Origin of the sequence: Loktanella sp. DJP18, assembly GCF_049310965.1 — a bacterium.
Classification (GTDB): domain Bacteria; phylum Pseudomonadota; class Alphaproteobacteria; order Rhodobacterales; family Rhodobacteraceae; genus Loktanella.
Window position 1 is genome coordinate 14,900 of sequence record NZ_JBMERN010000037.1, and the last position, 20,711, is coordinate 35,610.

The following is a 20,711-nucleotide window of genomic DNA, read 5'->3' on the forward strand; positions in this document are numbered from 1 at the left end:
CCCTAAAGGAGGATCACGTCGATCAGGTCACCGGGCAGGCGGGGGCCGTCGTCGGGTGGGCGCACGGCCAATGCGTTGGCCTGCGCCAGCACCGACAGCAACGACGAGTCCTGCCGGTCGCATACCGTGACCGCGTCATCCGCCAAGCTGGCCCGCATGTAGTGGGCGCGCGGGCCGTTGGCGGGCAGGGTGCCGGTTAGCGTGGCCTTGCGGCGCGGTGCTGCTGCCGTACCAAGGCCCTGCATGGCCCGCAACAGCGGCAGCAGAAAGACATGGCCGCAGACCATCGCGGACACCGGATTACCCGGCAAACCGACCATCGCCGCATCCCCGATCCGACCCGCCATCAGTGGCTTTCCGGGGCGCATCGCGACCTTGTAGAAGGCGCGGTCCATGCCTTGACCTTCGGCCGCGGCCCCGACGAGGTCGTGATCCCCGACCGACGCACCGCCGATGGTCACGATCAGGTCGGCTCCCTGTGCCAGACGGAACGCAAGTCCCAGACTTTCGTGATTGTCGCGAGCGATGGGCAGCAGGCGCGGTGCCGCACCATGTTGCGCCAGCAGGGCGGCCAGCCCGTGACTGTTGGACGCGATGATCTGATCGGGACCTGGCACCTCGCCTGGTTGCACGAGTTCGTCACCGGTCGCGATGATGGCGACGACGGGTTTGCGCGTGACCGGAACCGTGGCGATGTTCATCGCGGCCAGCAGGGCGATGTCGTTCGGGCCTAGCAGGCGTGGGCCGCGCATCACTGTGCCGGCGGTGAAATCGGTGCCGGCCGGGCGGACATGGGGGCCGGTGTCTAGGTCGCCGTGCAGGGTGATCGTGTCGCCCGCGCGGTCCACGTCCTCTTGTATGACCACGCGGTCGGTACCATCCGGCAGGGGCGCGCCGGTGAATATCCGCACGGCCTCGCCCGGTCCGACGGCCCCGCCGAACCGGTGCCCGGCGGCGGACGTGCCGATGACGGTGAACTGCGCACCCGGATGCGCCGCCACATCCGCGACCGCGTAGCCGTCCATCGCGGACGCGGGGAAAGGCGGCTGCGTGCGCTGCGCCACGACGTCGCGTGCCAGGACGCGCCCATGCGCCTGCCCCAGCGGCACGTCCTCCGCACCCAGTGGCGTCACCAGCGCGAACAGCGCGGCGAGGGCATCCTCGACGCTGATCATTCCGCCTCGAAGCGGCCCGACTTGCCGCCGTCCTTCAGCGTCACGCGGATGCCGCCGATCACCATGTCCTTCTGCACTGCCTTGACCATGTCATGCACGGTCAGCGCCGCGACCGACACGGCGGTCAGCGCCTCCATCTCGACCCCGGTCTGGCCGGTGGTCTTGACCGTGGCCGTGATGCGCACGCCGGGCAGGCCGGGGTCTGGGGTCAGGTCGAGCGAGACCTTGGTGATCGGCAGCGGATGGCAAAGTGGGATCAGGTCTGAACACCGCTTTGCCCCCATGATGCCGGCCAGCCGCGCCGTCCCCAGCACGTCGCCCTTGGCGGCACGCCCCTCCATCACCAGCGCCAGCGTGGCCGCATCCATGGTGATGTGACCCTCTGCCACGGCAATGCGCGACGTCACCGGCTTGTCGGACACATCGACCATGTGGGCGCGGCCCTGATCGTCGAAGTGCGACAAGGCCATGTCAGAACCCCGCCGGCTTCATCGGGTTGGCCATCAGGCTGCGCGTCGCTTTCTCCACGTTCTCGTGGCGCATCAGGCTTTCGCCGACAAGGAAGCAGCGTGCGCCGTAACGGGCGAGATCGGACAGGTCCGCCGGGCCGGTCAGACCGCTTTCTGACACGATCGTCTTGCCGGCCGGCACATGCTTGGACAGGCTGCGCGTCACGTCGAGGCTGGTTTCGAACGACCGCAGGTCACGGTTGTTGATGCCGAGCAATTGCGCGTTCAGCCCTGCGGCGCGGTCGAGTTCGGCGCGGTCATGCACCTCGACCAGCACGTCCATGTGCCATTGGGCGGCGGCGTCTTCCAGTTCGCGGGACTGCGCGTCCGAGACGGAAGCCATGATGATCAGGATCGCGTCGGCCCCCCAGGCGCGCGCTTCGGCGACCTGATAGGGATCATACATGAAATCCTTGCGCAGCACCGGCAGGTCACAGGCGTCGCGGGCCAGGGAAAGATTTTCCGGCGCACCCTGAAAGGATGGCGCATCGGTCAGCACCGACAGGCAGGCGGCGCCACCGGCCGCATAGGCCTGTGCGATAGCCGCAGGGTCGAAGTCGGTACGGATCAGGCCCTTGGACGGGCTGGCCTTCTTGACCTCGGCGATCAGGCCGTAGCCATCGCGGGCCGCGACCTGCAGGGCCTGCGTAAAGCTTCGCACCGGACCGGCGTCACGGGCCCGTGCCTCGATCGCCTCCTGCGGGATGGCCTGCTTTGCAGCGGCAATCTCCTCCAGCTTGTAGGACTTGATCTTGTCGAGGATCGTGTCGGTCATTCTTTGCCTGTCCAGTCGATTGGTCCTTGTCCCCGCTGTGTAAGCCAGGCGTTCACGGTTGAAAATGGCCGCGACCCGAAAAACCCGCGCGATGCGGACAAGGGCGACGGATGGGCGCTGCGGATCACAAGGTCGGTTTCACGGTCCGGCGCGAATGTCTGGGCGTGGGCTCCCCACAGCAGATAGGCGCGCGGCCGGTCGGCCAGCCGGGCGATGACCTGCCGCGTCAGCCTGTCCCAACCCAGTTTCGCGTGACCCCCGGGCTTGCCGTCGGGCACGGTCAGTGCGGTGTTCAGCAGCAGGACTCCCTGATTCGCCCAGTCAATCAGGTCGGTGCGGTCGCGCGTGACATGAAGATCGGACTGCAACTCCTTCAAGATATTACCAAGGCTGTCGAGCCGACCGGGAAAGTCCTGCGAAATGGAAAAGGCGAGGCCATCGGCCTTGCCGGGGGTGTGATAGGGGTCTTGCCCAAGGATCACGACGCGCGTGGCGTCGGGCTGAGTCCGGGCGAGGGCTGCCAATATACGGTCAGGCGAAGGATGCACGACGCGCCTTTCGGCCATGAGCGTCGCGGCGATGCGCGGGTAATCCTGTTGCCAGAACGGCAGATCGGCCCAAGCCCCAAGGCGGGACAGATCCGGCATGCTCACGCGGCAGAGGTGATGCGGGCCACGGCCTCGACCGCGGCACGGGCCTTGCCGCTGTCGATGCTTTCGGTGGCCATCGCGACGCCCTCGGGCAGGCTTTCGGCCTTGCCGGCCACATGCAGGGCGGCGGCGGCGTTCAGCAGGGTCGCATCGCGGTAGGCACCGGGCGCGCCCGACAGCAGCGCGCGAAAGGCGGTCGCATTGTCCTGCGGTGTGCCGCCGATGATTGCCGCGAAGTCATGCACCGGCAGGCCCGCATCCTCCGGATGGACCTCGCGCTCTGACACGGTGCCGTCCTTCAGCGCGGCGACCCAGCTGATTCCGGAGATCGCGAGTTCATCGGTGCCGTCGGACCCGTGGACGAGCCAGGCGGCCTCTGACCCCAATGCCAGCAGCACCTCTGCCATCGGACGGATCAGGTCGTGACGGTAGGCCCCGGTCAACTGTCGCTTGACGCCCGCGGGATTCGTCAACGGTCCCAGGATGTTGAAGATCGTCCTTGCACCAAGTTCGGCGCGGACCGGGCCGACGTGGGCCATCGCCGGGTGATGCATCGGCGCCATCATGAATCCGATCCCGGCCTCGGCGATGCAACGCTCGACCACCTTCGGGCCGACCATGACGTTCACGCCCATCGCGGTCTGCACATCCGCCGTGCCGGATTTCGACGAAAGATTGCGGTTGCCGTGCTTTGCCACGACCTGACCGGCTCCGGCCACGACATAGGCCGTCGCGGTCGAGATGTTCAGGGTGTGCTTGCCGTCGCCGCCTGTGCCAACGATGTCCATCGCATCGGCGGGCGCGCGGACGGCGAGACATTTGTCGCGCATGACGGCAGCGGCGGCGGCGTATTCGTCCACCGTCTCGCCCCGCGTGCGCAGGGCCATCAGCAGGCCGCCGATCTGTGCGGGGGTTGCATCGCCGTTGAACAGGATCGCAAAGGCCGCCTGCGCCTGCGCGCGCGTCAGCGGACCGTCGGCTGCCGCGTTGATCAGGGGCTTAAGCGCGTCGCTCATGCGGGGACCGCCGCAAGGTCGAGGAAATTCTGCAGCATCTGGTGGCCATGTTCGGACCGGATGCTTTCGGGGTGGAACTGCACGCCTTGCATGGGCAGGGTGCGGTGTTGCAGGCCCATGATGGTGCCGTCTTCAAGCTGCGCCGTCACCTCGAGTGTGTCCGGCAGGGACGCGCGATCGACGATCAGGCTATGATAGCGTGTCGCCTGAAACGGGTTTGGCAGGCCCGTGAACACGCCCTGGTTCGTGTGATGCATCGTGCCCATCTTGCCGTGCACGATCTCGTGGCAGCGGACGATCTGACCGCCGAACGCCTCTCCGATCGTCTGGTGACCCAGGCACACACCCAGCAGCGGCGTGCGCGTTTCGGCGGCGGCATGGGTCAGCGCCAGACAGATGCCCGCCTGCGCCGGTGCCTTGGGGCCAGGCGACAGGACGATGGCAGAGGGCCGCAGCGCCATCGCGGTCTGCACATCCAGCGCGTCGTTGCGATGCACGACGACCTCTGCCCCCAGATCGCCCAGATAATGAACGAGGTTATAGGTGAAACTGTCGTAGTTATCGATCAGCAGGATCATGCGGTCCCCGGTATGGCGTGAATTAGGGGCTACCGAAGCCCGGTCGGGTCACGGTATAGTTGCCCTCGATATGGGGCAGGACGCGGGCAGGCGTCAAGGCCGCAGGGTTGGCCGGGACAAGCGAATCCGACAAGGCAGGCAAGGGCTAGGGGCATATGGCATTTCTGAAAGGCGCCTTCTGGGGTGTGGTGATCGGCGGGGCGGGTGTGGCCGTGGTGTCGATCGTGGCACCGCAACCCGCTGGCGTCACACCGCCGGTCCCCCCGGTCATCGTGCTGCAGGATGCGCCGCGGGAACCGGGTACGGGCCCGTCCGGCGCGGCCCTGCCACAGGTCGCCACTGTGGATGCGCCCGGCGCGGCCGGGCAGGTGAGCCCGATGGTGTCACCGGAGACCGCCCCGGATGTGCCGCAGACCGATGGCAATTCCGCGCAGCCGGAACCGATGGATCTGGCCCTGACGGAACCGGCGGCACCTGCAATGGGGGCGGCCCCCCTCGATGAACGCCCGGATGCAGAGGCACCGGTCCTTCCCAATCCGCAAAGCGTGCCGCCGCGGATGCCTGCGGCGGAATCCGACATCGTCGTCGACGCGACGCCCGATCCGCTGGTGGAGGTCGAGACGCCGGACCCTGCCGACCCTGTGAGCGTCATCGTCACGACGCCGGAGCCTGCGCCGGTGGAGGATGAAAGGGTCGCGGCACCGCCGATGGCGGCAATTGCCGAAGCAGATGCCGCAGCGACGCCGCCCGACGTCGATCCTGTGGCACCCGAATCCGCGGCAGAGGTCGCACCCGACGCGGTGGCGGTGGCCCCTTCGACGGAACAGGCGTCACCGGCCCCTCGCGACACCCCTGCGACCATGACCGCGCCCCCGATCGCCGACTCGGCAGCCGATCCGCCCGCCGACATGGCAACCGTCGACCCGGTGACCGATGATGCCCCATCTGCCAGCCCCGCAGGCGAAGACGCGCCGGCACCCGTTGCTGACACGACAGCGCCCGATCGGCCCGATGTGGTTGCCATCATCGATACGCCGTCCAGCGGGTTGCCGGGCGGCAACAGCGGCGTCGTCGTGCGCCGACCGGGCGTGGATTCCCCCGCCGCGGCACCGCAGGCGGAGCCAGCGCCTGCCGTGGACGACGCGACGCCCGCGCTGGTGCGGTATGGTGCCTTCTTCGACAATCCCGAGGGCTTGCCGCTGATGTCGATCGTATTGCGCGATGACGGCAGCATGGCGAATGGTGCCCGCGCCCTGGCCGACATTCCGTTTCCCGTGACGGTGCTGCTGGACCCGGCCCGCCCCGATGCACGCGAACGGATGCAGGCCTACGCCGCTGCGGGCATCGAGGTCGCGGCACTGGCGAAACTGCCGACCGGTGCCACGGCGACGGACGCCGCAGTGGCACTCGAAGGCATCTTCGATGCTGTGCCGGAGGCGGTGGCGCTGGTTGCGACGGTGAACAATGCCTTGCCGACGACAGCAGATGCCATCGGGCAGGTGATTTCGGGCCTCGCCACCGACGGGCGGGGGCTGCTGGTGCCGGACACGGGCCTCAACGCCGGTCTGCGGGCAGCCGACGTGGCAGAGGTGCACGCCGCCACCATCTACCGCGACCTTGACGACAACGACCAGGACGCCCGCGTGATCCGCCGCTTCGTCGATCAGGCGGCATTCCGGGCGCGTCAGCAACCGGGCGTGGTCCTTCTGGGGCGTGTGCGGCCCGAGACGATCTCGGCGCTGATCCTGTGGGGGCAGGCGAACCGGGCGGGGCAGGTGGCGCTTGCACCGCTGTCGGCCTTGCTGCTGGCGCAATGACGATGGGTCTGCCACGCACTGCCACGACCTTTGCGCCCCCCGTGATGGAGGCGCGGCGCTGGCTGGACGGCGTCACCCATCCCGCTGACCGCCCGCTGTTGAACGTCAGTCAGGCGGCCCCGGTCGATGCCCCGCCGCAGCCGATGCTGGAGGCGATGGCGCAGATCGTCCTGACCGACCCGGCGGCGCATCTCTACGGTCCCGTGCTGGGCCTGCCCGATTTGCGGGAAGCGGTCGCGGACCGCTGGTCGCGCGACTATGGCGGCACCGTGTCGCCCGCGCAGGTCGCCATCACCTCGGGGTGCAATCAGGCCTTTGCGGCCGCCATCGCGACCCTGTGTGCTGAAGGCGATGAGGTCATTCTGCCGGTACCCTACTACTTCAACCATGCAATGTGGCTGGACATGAGCGGTGTGGTGACGGTCCCCTTGCAGACCGGCGACGGGCTGATCCCTGACGCGCGGGATGCCGCCGCCCTCATCACCGAACGCACCCGCGCGATCGTGCTGGTCAGCCCGAACAATCCCGGCGGCGTGGAATATCCGGCGGCGACTCTGGCAGCGTTTCGCGACCTGTGCCATGCACAAGGCGTGGCGCTGATCGTGGACGAAACATACCGCGACTTCGATGCCCGGACAGGTGCCGCGCATGACCTCTTCATCGATCCCGATTGGGACGACACGTTGATCCAGCTTTACAGCTTCTCCAAGGCCTACCGCCTAACCGGCCACCGGGTCGGCGCGATCACGGCGGCCCCGGCGCGTCTGGCAGAGGTGGAAAAGTTCCTCGATACCGTGGCGATCTGCCCGAACCAGCTGGGCCAACGCGCCGCACTCTGGGGGATGCGCAACCTCGACCAATGGCTGGCGGGCGAGCGGGCAGAGATCCTCGACCGGCGGGCCGTCATCCAAGACCAATTTGCACCGCTGGCGGCGCAGGGCTGGAAGATCCTCGGCTGCGGGGCCTATTTCGCCTATCTGCAACATCCCTTCGACCTTCCGTCGGATCAGGTGGCGCAGCGTCTTGTGGCGGGTGCCGGCATCCTTTGCCTGCCGGGCACGATGTTCCGCCCCAAGGCCGACACGGCGGGTCAGCGCGAACTGCGCATCGCCTTTGCCAATATCGACCGGGCGGGAATCGCGGAATTGTTCACACGGCTGGCGGCCTATACCCCCTGACCCTTGCACGCGGGCGGCGGCCCACTTATGCAGTCGCGACGTATCACGCGAGGGGGCCCGCAGATCATGGCTGAGAAGAAGCGCACACCGATTGCCGTCTGGATCATCATGATCCTGATCGTGGGTGGCCTGCTGGGTTTCGGCACCGGCGGTTTCACGGGCGGGGTGCAGCGGATCGGCATGGCCGGATCGAAGGAAATCACGGTCGCGGCCTATCAGTCCGCGCTGAACGACCAGCTGCGCAGCTTCGAGGCGCAGGTCGGTTCGCGCGTGACATTCCAGCAGGCGCAGGAGATCGGTCTCGACCGTGCGGTTCTGGGTCAGGTCGTCACGCAACGCACCCTCGACAACGAGGCGGCGAACCTGGGTGTCAGCGTCGGCGATGCGCGCGTGCGCGACGAGGTGCTGCGCAATCCGGCGTTCCAGTCCCTGTCCGGCAGTTTCGACCGCGAGGCCTATGCCAACGGCCTGCGGAATGTCGGCCTGACCGAGTCCGATTATGAAGACGGCATCCGCGACGAGATCGCGCGCACGCTGGTGCAGGGTGCCGTCGTGGGCGGCATCCCCGCAGCCCCGGTCTATGCGGACACGGTCGCGTCCTATCTGGGCGAAACCCGCGACATCGTGACCGCCACCCTGACGGCCGAGGACCTGACCGCCCCCGTGCCCGGTGCCACCGAAGCGGACCTGCAAGCCTTCTACGATGCCAATCCCGACATGTTCACCACGCCCGAGGTCCGCAATATCACCTACGCCATGCTGACCCCCGCGATGCTTGCCGACAAGGTCACTATCGACGATGCGCAGGTGCAGGCGCTTTACGATCAGCGGATCGACACCTTTCGTCAGCCGGAACGCCGTCTGGTCGAACGGCTGGTGTTTGCCACACCGGATGATGCGGCGGCAGCCAAGGCGCGGCTGGACGCAGGCGATGTCAGTTTCGATGATCTGGTCGCGGAACGCGGTCTGGCCCTGTCCGACGTCGACATGGGCGACGTGGCGATCGGTGATCTGGGTGCGGCGGGCGAGGCAATCTTTGCCGCGGCGGCCGGAGACGTGGTCGGCCCGCAGGACACCGATCTGGGCCCGGCGCTGTTCCGGATGAATGCCGTGCTGGCCGCCGAAGAGACGCCGTTCGAAGAGGCAGCACCCGAATTGCGCGACGAGCTTGCCACAGCGCAGGCCAGCCGGGTGATCCAGACCGACGCCGAGACCATCAACGATCTGATCGCGGGGGGTGCTTCGCTTGAGGATCTGGCCGAGCGCACGGAACTGGAGCTGGACACCGTCGCCTTCACGGATGGCAGCACCGAAGGCCCCGCCGCCTACGAGGCATTCCGGACCGCCGCCGCGGCTGCGACGGAAGGGGCCTATCCGGAACTTGTGAACCTCGACGATGGCGGCATCTTTGCCCTGCGCCTTGATGGCGTGACACCGCCTGCCGTGCAGCCGCTGGCGGAGGTGCGCGACCGATTGGAGGCCGCTTGGCAGGCAGCTGCCGAAAAGGCTGCCGTCCTGACCCGCGCCGAAGAGATCGCTGCCGCAGCGGAGACCGACACCGACCTTGCCACGCTGGGTCTGTCGCCGGTCCCCAGCGCCAACCTCACGCGCGGCAGCTTCGTTGCGGACACGCCCGACGGCTTCATGCGCACGGTGTTCGAGATGCAGCCGGGCGAGGTCCGCGCCGTGCCGACCGAGACGGGCGCCATCGTCGTGCGCCTTGACGCGGTGAAGCCCGCGGACCTGACGGCGGAGCGGTTGGCGGCGCAGGTGGACGACATCAAGGCGCAGGCGTCGGCCAGCCTCGCGCAGGATGTCTTCGACGCCTACGCCGAGGCGGTGCGCGCGCGCACAGACGTGACGATCGACCAGGCCGCGGTGAACGCGGTCAACGCGCAACTTCAGTAAGAACACAACGCAAGGACGGCCCCAATGGCGCTGATGCCCGATTTCGATACCTTTGCCGACGGCTTCGACAGGGGTGAGAATCAGGTGGTCTGGACGCGCCTGGCCGCCGACCTCGACACGCCCGTCTCGCTGATGCTGAAGCTGGGCGATGCGGGACTGAACACGTTCATGCTGGAAAGCGTGACCGGCGGAGAGGTGCGCGGGCGCTATTCGATCATCGGGATGAACCCCGACCTGATCTGGGAATGCCGCGGCACAAAATGCCGCACGAACCGCACGGCACGCTACGACTCAGAAGGTTTCGTGGCCGATGACGCCGATCCCCTGACAGCCCTGCGCGGCCTGATCGCCGAAAGCCGGATCGATCTGCCCGCCGACCTGCCGGCGGCCAGTGCCGGACTGTTCGGCTATCTGGGCTATGACATGATCCGGCTGGTGGAACGGCTACCGGACGTGAACCCGGACCCGCTGGGCCTGCCGGATGCGATGATGCTGCGGCCCTCTGTCGTGGCGGTGCTGGACGGGGTGAAGGGCGACGTGATCCTCGTGGCACCGGCCTGGGCCGGTGGCGGGTTGTCGGCACGGGCGGCATTTGCGCAGGCAGCGGAACGGGTCCGTGATGCGGAACGCAGCTTGGACCGGTCGGTGCCGCAGACGCACGCGCTGTCGGACCCGTCGCCGATCGCGGCCCCGGTGTCGAACTTCAGTCACGCCGGATATCTGGCGGCGGTGGAGACGGCCAAGAACTACATCCGGGCCGGCGACATCTTTCAGGTGGTGCCGAGCCAGCGCTGGACGCAGGATTTCCCGGAGCCACCCTTTGCGCTTTATCGCAGCCTGCGGCGCACGAATCCGTCGCCTTTCATGTTCTACTTCAACTTCGGCGGCTTTCAGGTGATCGGCGCCTCGCCCGAAATTCTGGTAAGGGTGTTCGGGCGTCAGGTCACGATCCGGCCCATCGCGGGGACACGGCCGCGCGGTGCCACGCCCGATGAGGATGCAGCACTGGAGGCCGATCTGCTGGCCGACCAGAAGGAACTGGCCGAACATCTGATGCTGCTTGATCTGGGGCGCAACGACACCGGCAAGGTGTCGAAGATCGGCACCGTGCGTCCGACCGAACAATTCATCGTGGAGCGCTATTCCCACGTCATGCACATCGTGAGCAACGTGGTGGGTGAATTGGCGGCGGATCAGGACGCGCTGTCGGCCTTCTTTGCAGGCATGCCCGCTGGCACCGTATCCGGCGCGCCGAAGGTGCGCGCAATGGAGATCATCGACGAACTGGAGCCGGAAAAGCGCGGCGTCTATGGCGGCGGCTGCGGCTATTTCAGCGCCAACGGCGACATGGACATGTGCATCGCGCTGCGCACGGCGGTGGTGAAGGACGAAAAGCTCTATATCCAGGCCGGCGGCGGTGTCGTCTACGACAGCGACCCGGAAGCCGAGTATCAGGAGACCGTCCACAAGTCGAACGCGATCCGCAAGGCAGCGGCCGATGCGGCGATGTTCGCGAGCAAGGGTAATCGCTGAGGCAAGGGCCGCCGTTCAGGATTGACCCCGCCAAAAGCGCGGTCAGCCGCTGGCAGGAATTTATCTGGCCAGATGAAAGGCGGCAGCGGGCTGTGGCGCGCCCGGTCTCAGTCCTTGCCGCGGTAAGGTTCGACGTATTGCAGCGCCATATCCCAGGGAAAGAAGATCCAGGTGTCCTGGCTGACTTCGGTGATGAAGGTATCGACCTGCGGGCGCCCCTTCGGCTTGGCGTAGACCGTGGCGAAATGCGCCTGCGGGTACAGCGCGCGGACGACTTCGAGCGTGCGGCCTGAATCGACCAGATCGTCGACGATCAGGATGCCGGTGCCGTCGCCCATCATCTGTGCATCGGGCGATTTCAGCACCTTGGCATCTGATTGAAGCTGGTGGTCATAGGACTTGATGCTGATGGTATCGACCGTGCGGATGTCGAGTTCACGAGCCACGATCATCGCGGGTGCCATGCCGCCACGGGTGATCGCCACGACCGCCCGCCATGCCCCATTGTCGGGGCCGTGGCCGTCCAGACGCCAGGCCAGCGCGCGGCTGTCGCGATGGATCTGGTCCCAGCTGATGTGAAAGCCCTTCTCGTGGGGCAGGCGGCTTGGGTCTTTGGGCATGTTCGTGATGGTGGGCATGGCAGTGTCCTTCAGGTAAGTGCGATCTTGAGTCCCAGCAGGGCGAGGAGGGTGCCGAAGCCGCGGTCGATCCAGGCCTTGGCACGGGCATAGGCGGCGCGCGGACGCGGCAGCGAGAAGACGCGGGCGACGACCAGATACCACAGGGTTTCGTTCAGGAAGACGGCAGCCAGGATCGCAGCCTGCCACCCCAGAGGCGTGCCGGCAGGGATCAGGTTGACGAAGACCGCACCAAAGAAGACCGCAGGTTTGGGGTTGCTGGCGAAGGTCAGGAACCCGAAGCGGACCGCTTGCAGCGCTGAACGCGGGGCGGCCGCAGTATCGGGCCGCGGCATCGGGGTCGCTGCATGACGCCACATCTGCACGGCGAGATAGATCAGAAAGGCCGCGCCGACGAACTTGAGCGCCATGAAGAGAGGCGGCATGACCTGAAACACCAGAGCCAGGCCTGCCATCGCCGCCGTAGCCCACAGCAACGCGCCAAGCCCGAAGCCCAGCGCCAGGGCCGCCGCGACACGAAAGCCTTCTGCCGCGGCCACCCGCAGCGCCACGACGAACGACGGACCGGGTGAGATCGCCGCCGCGAGGTGGATCAGCACGATGGACGCGAAGGCGGCCAGTGTCATTCCTTGGTGACGTCCGGCGCGTCCACGGCCTTCATGCCGACGACATGGTAGCCTGCGTCGACATGCAGCACCTCGCCGGTGACGGCGCTGCCGAGGTCGGACAGCAGGTAAAGCGCGGACTTGCCGACCTCTTCCTGTGTCACGGTGCGACGCAAGGGGGCGTTGTATTCGTTCCATTTCATGATGAGGCGAAAGTCGCCGATGCCCGATGCGGCCAATGTCTTGATCGTGCCGGCGCTGATGGCGTTCACGCGAATGCCGTCCTTGCCGAGGTCTTCCGCCATGTAGCGGACTGACGCCTCGAGTGCGGCCTTGGCGACGCCCATGACGTTGTAATGCGGCATGACCTTTTCCGCGCCGTAGTAGGTCAGTGTCAGGGCCGATCCGCCGTCGGTCATCATCTCGGCTGCTCGCCGCACGACAGCGGTGAAGGAGTAGACGGAAATATCCATGGATGTCAGGAAGTTCTGGCGCGATGTGTCGACGTAGCGGCCGCGCAATTCGTTCTTGTCGGAAAATCCGATGGCGTGGACGATGAAGTCCATCGTGCCCCAGGCCGCCTTGAGATCGGTAAACAGCGTGTCGATGGAAGCCTCGTCGCCCACGTCGCAGGGCAGGACCAGCGTGGACCCGACGGACTGCGCCAGCGGATCGACCCGCTTCTTCAACGCCTCGCCCTGGTAGGAAAACGCCAGTTCGGCACCGGCGTCGGCCAGCGTCTTGGCGATGCCCCAGGCAATCGACTTGTCGTTGGCAAGGCCCATGATCAGCCCACGTTTTCCTGCCATCAAATGCGACGTCATCCTGATTTGCCCCCCGGCTTGCGATGTTGTTGCACGGGGTTTAGGCGATGACGTCACCTGCATCAAGCGCCCCTGCGTCAACACAGACTTGTGAGGCGAGGGCGCTTGGCCTAGAACCAGATCAACAAGGGGCAAGCCAATGTCGGACAGAACGGGAATATTTGCGGGCGACGACCCGTTCAAGCTTGCGCGCGCCTGGCTCGAAGAGGCGCGGGCGTCCGAGGTCAACGACCCGGACGCGGTGGCGCTGGCCACGGTCGATCCCACTGGCATGCCGAATGTCCGAATCGTCCTGATGCGCCGGATCGAGGATGACGGGTTTGTTTTCTTCACCAACTACGACAGTGCCAAGGGGCGGGAAATCGCCGCCTCGGGCAAGGCTGCCTTCGTCATGCACTGGAAATCGCTGCGCCGCCAGATCAGGGTGCGTGGTCGGGTCAGCCGGGAAGACGGTGCCATCGCGGATGACTATTACCGCGGACGCCCTCTGGACAGTCGGTTGGGAGCCTGGGCGTCGGCCCAGTCCAATCCTCTTGGCAGCCGGCGGGTTCTGATGGATAAACTGGAACAGATGCGAAGCACGCTGGGTGAAGATCCGCAGCGTCCGGCGTTCTGGGGCGGTTTCAGGATCGATCCGGATGAGATCGAATTTTGGGCCGACGGGCCCAATCGCCTGCACGACCGGTTCCGCTGGACCCGACCTGAGAGTCGCACAGCCGACTGGCGGGTCGCACGGCTGTCACCATAAGACGACGTTCCGCGCCCTGCGCGGCCCAAACCGGAGGCAAGACGACGTGGACGACGCGATGAGTAACGACGCACCGGAGACACTGTCCGGCACGGTCAAGTGGTTCGATCCCGGCAAGGGGTTCGGCTTTGTCGTGCGTGACGGCGGTGGACCGGATGTCCTGTTGCACGCGAATGTGCTGCGCAATTTCGGCCAGGGTTCCGTCGTCGAAGGGGCCAGGCTGCAGATGACGGTGCTCAGCACGCCGCGCGGCTTTCAGGCGGAACGCATCCTGTCCATCACGCCGCCCGATCATGCGACGCTCGTGCCGCTGGCCGATATGGAGGACGTGACGGCCGAGGATATCGCGCGTTGCCCTCTGCAACCCGCGCGGATCAAGTGGTTCGACAAGGCCAAGGGGTTCGGTTTCGCAAACGTGTTTGGCCAGGACGACGACATTTTCGTACATGTCGAGGTGCTGCGGCGCAGCGGTTTGTCCGACCTTGCCACCGGCGAGGCCGTGGCGATGCGTGTGATGCCCGGCAAGCGCGGACGTATGGCGATCGAGGTGTTGATGTGGGATACGGGTGTGACGGCGTGAGAATTGCAACGACGCTGCTGGTCGTTCTGTGGACCGGAACGGCCGCCGCGCAATGCGCGCCCGATCTGGTGACGCTGAAGGGCGACTTCGGACAGGCACGGTTCAAGGTCGCCGTGGCGGACGATCTGGCCGAACGGGCGCAGGGCCTGATGAACGTGCCAGAGATGCCCCGGATGTCGGGCATGCTGTTCGTCTACGAGGCACCGCAGACCGCGAGCTTCTGGATGCGCAACACGCTGATTCCACTCGACATGATATTCGCCAGCGCGGACGGGACGGTACAGACCGTCCACGCGAAGGCGATCCCGCACGACGAGACGCCGATCCTTGGTGGCGATGACATCAAATATGTGCTCGAGATCAATGGCGGCCTGGCAGGGCGGCTTGGGATCGAACCCGGCACCGTCATGCAGCATCCCGCAATCGGTCCGAATGCAGCTTTGCCCTGCGGCGACTGATTTTCGCCTTTTCAATGCCGTCGTCCCCCGGTAGGAGTGGCATCGGTTCGGGGCGTAGCGCAGCCTGGTAGCGCATCTGTTTTGGGAACAGAGGGTCGTAGGTTCGAATCCTATCGCCCCGACCAATGACTTCTTCACATCACCGCAAGATATGGTGCCGCATTTTGCGGCATAGCCAAGACTTGGGGTCTTTGGACGGTTCGGGCGTGTTCGCTGGGCCACAGGTTCCACCCGGTTTGCGGATGTCGCCTGCGCCCCGGCGTCGCGACCGCCCGGCAGTGGACAGTTCAGGCGAAACCTCACGTCCTGTCGCTAAGTGGGGAGGAAGTCGCGGATTTCCGGGGGGGGCGATGTTGCAGCCCCTGTGGATAATCCGGAGGATGAATCGGCGGCAGATTGAGGGCAGTTCGCGTCAACCGAAAAATCGTTTCTTTATTGAAATAATGACGTTGACCCCCTAGGTCAGAATACGCCAGATTGTGCGGGCTGGTAGTCGTGCCACTAGATATGGGGTCGATGCGGGACGAGACACTTCTCAAGACGGGCAACGGTGCCGATCACGCTGGATCGACCCGCAGGTCTGTGACCTCTCCAGCAATCGCAGCAGTCCCCGCAAGGGGCGGCAGGTTCGAACAACGCCGCAACGACGGCGACCAAAGGGGATAAACATGAAGATCGACCGCCAGTTCACGCGCAAGGGCGCGGACGCCTACGCCGACATCGCTTTTCGCGGCGCCACGTCGGAAATCCGCAATCCCGACGGAACGGTCGTCTTCAAGCTCGAGAACTGCGAAATCCCGGCGGCCTGGAGCCAGGTTGCATCCGACGTCATCGCGCAGAAGTATTTCCGCAAGGCGGGCGTGCCGTCCGAGGTGAAGCGGATCAAGGAAAAGGGCGTGCCGTCCTTCCTGTGGCGGTCGGAGCCTGTCAAGGATGCGACCTTCGACGGCGAGACAAGCGCCAAGCAGGTGTTCGACCGTCTGGCCGGGGCCTGGACCTATTGGGGCTGGAAAGGTGGCTATTTCACCACCGAGGCCGACGCGCAGGCCTATTTCGACGAGATGCGGCACATGCTGGCGACCCAGCGCGCGGCCCCCAACAGCCCGCAGTGGTTCAACACCGGCCTGCATTGGGCTTACGGCATCGACGGCCCGGCGCAGGGCCACTACTACGTCGACTACAAGTCGGGCGAGCTGACGAAATCCACCAGCAGCTACGAACACCCCCAACCGCATGCCTGCTTCATCCAGTCCGTGCAGGACGATCTGGTGAATGAGGGCGGCATCATGGATCTTTGGGTCCGCGAGGCGCGGCTGTTCAAATACGGTTCCGGCACTGGGACCAACTTCTCGTCGCTGCGGGGCGAGGGCGAGAAGCTGTCGGGCGGCGGCAAATCGTCGGGCCTGATGGGGTTCCTCAAGATCGGTGACCGGGCGGCGGGCGCGATCAAGTCCGGCGGCACCACGCGGCGCGCGGCCAAGATGGTCATCGTCGACGCGGACCACCCCGATATCGAGCAGTTTATCAACTGGAAGGTGATCGAGGAGCAGAAGGTCGCCAGCATCGTGGCCGGGTCCAAGATGCACGAACGTTACCTGAATGCGATCTTTGCCGCGATCAATGCTTGGGACGGCACGGCAGAGGACGCCTACGACCCCAAAGCCAACGCGACGCTCGCCACGGCGATCAAGGACGCCAAGCGATCCGCAATTCCCGAGACCTACATCAAGCGCGTGCTGGACTATGCCAAGCAGGGCCATACCGGCATCGAATTCCCGACCTACGACACCGATTGGGATTCGGAAGCCTATTCCAGCGTGTCCGGCCAAAACTCCAACAACTCAATCCGGGTCACCGACGCGTTCCTGAAAGCGGTGGAGGCCGACGGCGACTGGAAGCTGATCAACCGCAAGAACGGCGAGGTCGCCCGCATCATCAAGGCCCGCGATCTGTGGGATCAGGTCGGCCACGCGGCCTGGGCCTGTGCCGATCCGGGCATCCAGTATCACGACACGGTCAACGCCTGGCACACCTGCCCGGAAGACGGCGCGATCCGCGGCTCGAATCCCTGTTCTGAATACATGTTCCTCGACGACACGGCCTGCAACCTCGCCTCGCTGAACCTGCTGACGTTCTACTCCGACGGTCAGTTCCAGGCCGAGGATTACATCCACGCCTGCCGCCTCTGGACCGTGACGCTCGAGATCAGCGTGATGATGGCGCAGTTCCCAAGCAAGGAGATCGCGCAGCGGTCCTATGACTTCCGCACGCTGGGTCTGGGCTACGCCAACATCGGCGGCTTGCTGATGAACATGGGCCTTGGCTATGACAGCGACGCGGGCCGCAGCATGGGTGCGGCCCTGACCGCGATCCTGTCGGGCGTGGCCTATTCCACCTCTGCCGAAATGGCGAAAGAGCTGGGTGCATTCCCGGGCTACCAGCGCAATGCCAACCACATGCTGCGCGTGATCCGCAACCACCGCACCGCCGCCTACGGCAAGGCCAACGGCTACGAGGCGCTCGACATCAAGCCGGTTCCACTGGATCACGTCCGCTGCCCTGATCAGCGGCTGATCCAGCTGGCCACGGACGCCTGGGACGAGGCGCTGACCCTTGGCGAACGGCACGGGTTCCGCAACGCGCAGGTCAGCGTCATCGCCCCGACCGGCACCATCGGCCTGGTCATGGACTGCGACACCACCGGGATCGAGCCGGACTTTGCGCTGGTCAAGTTCAAGAAGCTGGCCGGTGGCGGCTACTTCAAGATCATCAACCAGTCGGTGCCGGCCGCCTTGACGAAACTCGGCTACGGGTCCGCCCAGATCGAGGAGATCATCGCCCATGCGGTCGGTCACGGCTCGCTGGGTCAGGCCCCCGGCATCAACCACACCTCGCTGATCGGTCACGGTTTCGGGCGGGCCGAGATCGACAAGATCGAAGGCGCGCTGAAGGCGGCGTTCGACATCCGCTTCGTCTTCAACCAGTGGACCCTCGGCGAGGATTTCTGCCGCAAGACGCTTGGCATCCCGTGCGCAAAGCTGGCCGATCCGACCTTTGACCTGCTGCGGCACCTGGGCTATTCCCGTGCTGAAATCGACGCGGCCAATGCCCATGTCTGCGGCACCATGACGCTGGAAGGCGCACCGCATCTGGCGCAGGACCTTTACAGCGTCTTCGATTGCGCCAACCCCTGCGGCAAGACCGGCAAGCGCTATCTGTCCGTGGACAGCCACATCTACATGATGGCAGCGGCGCAGTCCTTCATCTCGGGCGCGATTTCCAAGACCATCAACATGCCCAACGACGCGACCATTGCGGACTGCCAGAAGGCCTACGAGCTGTCGTGGTCGCTGGGGATCAAGGCTAACGCGCTGTATCGCGACGGATCGAAGCTGAGCCAGCCGCTGGCGTCGGCGCTGGTCGAGGACGATGACGACGCGGCAGAGATCCTTTCGACCGGGTCCCTGCACGAAAAGACGGCCGTGTTGGCCGAAAAGATCGTCGAGCGCATCATCATCAAGGAAATCGCGAAGTCCCAGCGCGACAAGCTGCCTGAGCGGCGCAAGGGCTATACCCAGAAGGCCATCGTCGGCGGTCACAAGGTCTACTTGCGGACCGGCGAGTATCAGGACGGCAAGCTGGGCGAAATCTTCATCGACATGCACAAGGAAGGTGCGGGATTCCGCGCGATGATGAATAACTTCGCCATCGCCGTCAGCGTCGGCCTGCAATACGGCGTCCCCCTGGAGGAGTTCGTGGACGCCTTCACCTTTACCAAGTTCGAACCGGCGGGCGGCGTGCAAGGCAACGACAGCATCAAGAACGCGACCTCGATCCTCGACTACATCTTCCGCGAACTGGCGGTCAGCTACCTTGACCGGACGGATCTGGCGCATGTGAAGCCCGAAGGCCATGCCTTCGACGACATCGGTCGCGGCGTGGAAGAGGGCGTGTCCAACGTGGCTACCCCGTCAGAGGCGGCGGCGTCGCGATCGCTGGAAGTGCTCAAGCAGATCAGCTCGACCGGCTATCTGCGCAAGCGGATGCCGCAGGACCTCGTCGTGCTGCAGGGCGGGCTGACCTCGCTTTCGGACACGATGGAGGCGTTGCAGATGCTGGCCCCGCAGATTGCCGTGGGGCAGGGCACCGCGACGTCCCTGTCGTCCGGCACGATGGCCGGGACTGGCGGCCTGACCGCCCGGGACAAGGCCAAGATGCAGGGCTATGAGGGCGACCCCTGCGGCGAATGCCAGAACTATACGCTGGTCCGCAACGGCACCTGCATGAAATGCAACACCTGCGGCGGCACCAGCGGTTGCAGCTGAGGGCCTCGCTTTCTTGCTGTAGTTGCGGGCATAAGTTGTGCCAAGCACTGGCATAGTTGAGACCAGATAGGGCTTCGCTCCTTTGCGTTGCCCTAAAAAGCGAGGGTCCCTGGCGTCGTGTGACGCCAGGGCATGCGGTCCAGACCACAGACACAAGCACTTCCGAGTGGTCAACAAAGTTGGTTGGTCAGCTAACCTTGTGGCCCCCTTTGGACACCCGTAAGGCCAGTCATCAATAATGTAAGCTGAGGCTATTGCGGCGCGGTAATCCTGTGTCTTGGAAGGACGAAAGCGGTCTTTCGCGGCGTCAGCAAGTTGATCGACAGCAAGGGCGGGAACGTAAAATTCGCCGAGATCTGCAACAAGGTCAGTCATGCGGCAGACCTTACCCATAAATTCGGCCCCGAAGTAGTTGACCCTGAACAAACCTCAACCTGCTGATTTCGTTCGCGGGTCGTGCTGAAACGCTGGCATGAAATTGCAGGATTTTGTATTCTGGCCTTCGAAACCTTGCGAATTTCGGTGCCCCGATGAAGCCCCACCCTGCCGTCCGCCGCATCCGGGGATTCGTGGCCCGGACGGACAGCGCCCCCTTGCCGACGACCAGGTCAAGCGGCTTGCGCCTGATAGCTATGCGTCCCGTTTCAGGTCAGAGGGTGACGAGTTTCGCAACTGTGCGGCCGCCATTGGCCTGTGCCGTCAATTGGGTGCCGCCGCCGAAAGTGGCGCGATACACAGCCTGGATACGTCGATGGCCATGGTTAGCGACAAACGCGGCCCACATGACATGTAGGCCGCTCATCGGAAAGTTTACCACCAGCCGCTATCGATCTCCTGGCGTGATTCAAGCTGCTCCTCCGACAAAGGAGTGACAAATGCCAGATCACCATAACTATTTTCGATGGTACCGCCGACTGTTTTAAGATCGGAGATATCGATCACGACGTGAGCATCACCGATATCGAGCCAACCGCCGACTTCTGCAATTACGCCAACGATAGTCCCGTCACGCGAGATAACGATATCTGAGACTTCACCAATATCTTCCCAGTCCACATCGACTGATTCGTAATACTCCGTATCGCCCCAGAGATTTTCGTCATACTCCATATACTGAGTGTAGATATCAGCACCGATGATATTTTCAGCACGAATAAACTGATTGCTCAATTCGTTGTCTACGACGCCGCTGTAGACGCCCATATCTGCACTCATATGCGTTTCTGCGTTAGCCATGCTGCCTGCGGCAGTGGCGATGATTGTTGCCAAAGCGGAAGTGGTGAGGCGTTTCATAACATTCTCCATTCTGTTTTGTACGTCCTCCCAACATGCGTGTGCAGCTTAGGTTCCCTGTCATATCTTTATTTTTTTAGGCGACGTCCGAGGGCGTTCTC

18 protein-coding genes and 1 tRNA gene are annotated in these 20,711 nt (G+C 64.9%); 9 read left to right on the plus strand and 10 right to left on the minus strand.

Going from position 1 to position 20,711, the window contains the following annotated elements:
- Positions 1-2 precede the first annotated feature (2 nt).
- From glp to ACOI1H_RS12370, 6 genes are read right to left on the minus strand one after another with little or no spacing between them, the layout of a single operon-like run.
- On the minus strand, positions 3-1,175 hold the full coding sequence (glp, locus tag ACOI1H_RS12345; RefSeq protein WP_422437843.1) for a gephyrin-like molybdotransferase Glp: 1,173 nt from the start codon (positions 1,173-1,175) through the stop codon (positions 3-5).
- Positions 1,172-1,645, minus strand: a complete 474-nt coding sequence (gene moaC / locus ACOI1H_RS12350) for a cyclic pyranopterin monophosphate synthase MoaC (protein WP_422437844.1) — start codon at positions 1,643-1,645, stop codon at positions 1,172-1,174. The genes glp and moaC overlap by 4 nt, the downstream gene beginning before the upstream one ends.
- A 1-nt stretch (position 1,646) precedes the next feature.
- Positions 1,647-2,459 carry an indole-3-glycerol phosphate synthase TrpC gene (gene trpC / locus ACOI1H_RS12355; protein WP_422437845.1) on the minus strand — a complete coding sequence of 271 codons (813 nt, stop codon included), beginning with the start codon at positions 2,457-2,459 and terminating at the stop codon, positions 1,647-1,649.
- Entirely contained in the window at positions 2,456-3,106 is a 651-nt protein-coding gene (locus ACOI1H_RS12360; RefSeq protein ID WP_422437846.1) for a uracil-DNA glycosylase, read from the minus strand. Before ACOI1H_RS12360 ends, trpC begins: the two co-directional genes overlap by 4 nt.
- Positions 3,107-3,108: 2 nt before the next feature.
- Positions 3,109-4,125, minus strand: a complete 1,017-nt coding sequence (trpD, locus tag ACOI1H_RS12365) for an anthranilate phosphoribosyltransferase (protein WP_422437848.1) — start codon at positions 4,123-4,125, stop codon at positions 3,109-3,111.
- Positions 4,122-4,703, minus strand: coding sequence for an anthranilate synthase component II (locus ACOI1H_RS12370; RefSeq protein ID WP_422437849.1), 582 nt, complete (start codon positions 4,701-4,703; stop codon positions 4,122-4,124). The genes trpD and ACOI1H_RS12370 overlap by 4 nt, the downstream gene beginning before the upstream one ends.
- A gap of 155 nt (positions 4,704-4,858) precedes the next feature.
- On the opposite strand from ACOI1H_RS12370, the gene ACOI1H_RS12375 reads away from it, so the two are divergent.
- From ACOI1H_RS12375 to trpE, 4 genes are all read left to right on the plus strand, one after another.
- Entirely contained in the window at positions 4,859-6,520 is a 1,662-nt protein-coding gene (locus ACOI1H_RS12375; RefSeq protein WP_422437851.1) for a divergent polysaccharide deacetylase family protein, read from the plus strand.
- Positions 6,521-6,522: 2 nt separating this feature from the next.
- Positions 6,523-7,698, plus strand: a complete 1,176-nt coding sequence (locus ACOI1H_RS12380) for an aminotransferase (protein WP_422437853.1) — start codon at positions 6,523-6,525, stop codon at positions 7,696-7,698.
- 66 nt (positions 7,699-7,764) lie between these two features.
- A complete protein-coding gene (locus ACOI1H_RS12385) occupies positions 7,765-9,606 on the plus strand; it encodes a peptidyl-prolyl cis-trans isomerase (RefSeq protein WP_422437854.1) in 1,842 nt (613 codons plus the stop codon).
- Positions 9,607-9,630: 24 nt separating this feature from the next.
- Positions 9,631-11,139, plus strand: a complete 1,509-nt coding sequence (gene trpE / locus ACOI1H_RS12390) for an anthranilate synthase component I (RefSeq protein WP_422437855.1) — start codon at positions 9,631-9,633, stop codon at positions 11,137-11,139.
- Between the two features lie 107 nt (positions 11,140-11,246).
- Here the strand turns inward: trpE and gpt are convergent, their stop codons facing one another.
- From gpt to fabI, 3 genes are read right to left on the minus strand one after another with little or no spacing between them, the layout of a single operon-like run.
- Entirely contained in the window at positions 11,247-11,759 is a 513-nt protein-coding gene (gpt, locus tag ACOI1H_RS12395) for a xanthine phosphoribosyltransferase (RefSeq protein WP_422437868.1), read from the minus strand.
- A gap of 29 nt (positions 11,760-11,788) precedes the next feature.
- Entirely contained in the window at positions 11,789-12,403 is a 615-nt protein-coding gene (locus ACOI1H_RS12400) for a LysE family translocator (protein WP_422437857.1), read from the minus strand.
- On the minus strand, positions 12,400-13,206 hold the full coding sequence (gene fabI / locus ACOI1H_RS12405; RefSeq protein ID WP_422437858.1) for an enoyl-ACP reductase FabI: 807 nt from the start codon (positions 13,204-13,206) through the stop codon (positions 12,400-12,402). Before fabI ends, ACOI1H_RS12400 begins: the two co-directional genes overlap by 4 nt.
- Positions 13,207-13,345: 139 nt before the next feature.
- On the opposite strand from fabI, the gene pdxH reads away from it, so the two are divergent.
- From pdxH to ACOI1H_RS12430, 5 genes are all read left to right on the plus strand, one after another.
- Positions 13,346-13,954: a pyridoxamine 5'-phosphate oxidase gene (gene pdxH, locus ACOI1H_RS12410; RefSeq protein WP_422437859.1), complete on the plus strand. Its 609-nt coding sequence runs from the start codon at positions 13,346-13,348 to the stop codon at positions 13,952-13,954.
- A 58-nt stretch (positions 13,955-14,012) separates the two neighbouring features.
- A complete protein-coding gene (locus tag ACOI1H_RS12415; RefSeq protein ID WP_422437861.1) occupies positions 14,013-14,534 on the plus strand; it encodes a cold-shock protein in 522 nt (173 codons plus the stop codon).
- Complete coding sequence (locus ACOI1H_RS12420; protein WP_422437863.1) at positions 14,531-14,992, plus strand: DUF192 domain-containing protein; 462 nt, start codon at positions 14,531-14,533, stop codon at positions 14,990-14,992. The genes ACOI1H_RS12415 and ACOI1H_RS12420 overlap by 4 nt, the downstream gene beginning before the upstream one ends.
- A 48-nt stretch (positions 14,993-15,040) precedes the next feature.
- Positions 15,041-15,117, plus strand: a tRNA-Pro gene (locus tag ACOI1H_RS12425).
- 543 nt (positions 15,118-15,660) lie between these two features.
- Positions 15,661-19,317 (plus strand): vitamin B12-dependent ribonucleotide reductase, encoded by a 3,657-nt coding sequence (locus ACOI1H_RS12430; RefSeq protein ID WP_422437864.1) that lies wholly within the window; start codon positions 15,661-15,663, stop codon positions 19,315-19,317.
- 810 nt (positions 19,318-20,127) lie between these two features.
- Here the strand turns inward: ACOI1H_RS12430 and ACOI1H_RS12435 are convergent.
- On the minus strand, positions 20,128-20,610 hold the full coding sequence (locus ACOI1H_RS12435; RefSeq protein ID WP_422437865.1) for a PRC-barrel domain-containing protein: 483 nt from the start codon (positions 20,608-20,610) through the stop codon (positions 20,128-20,130).
- Positions 20,611-20,711: the final 101 nt, after the last annotated feature.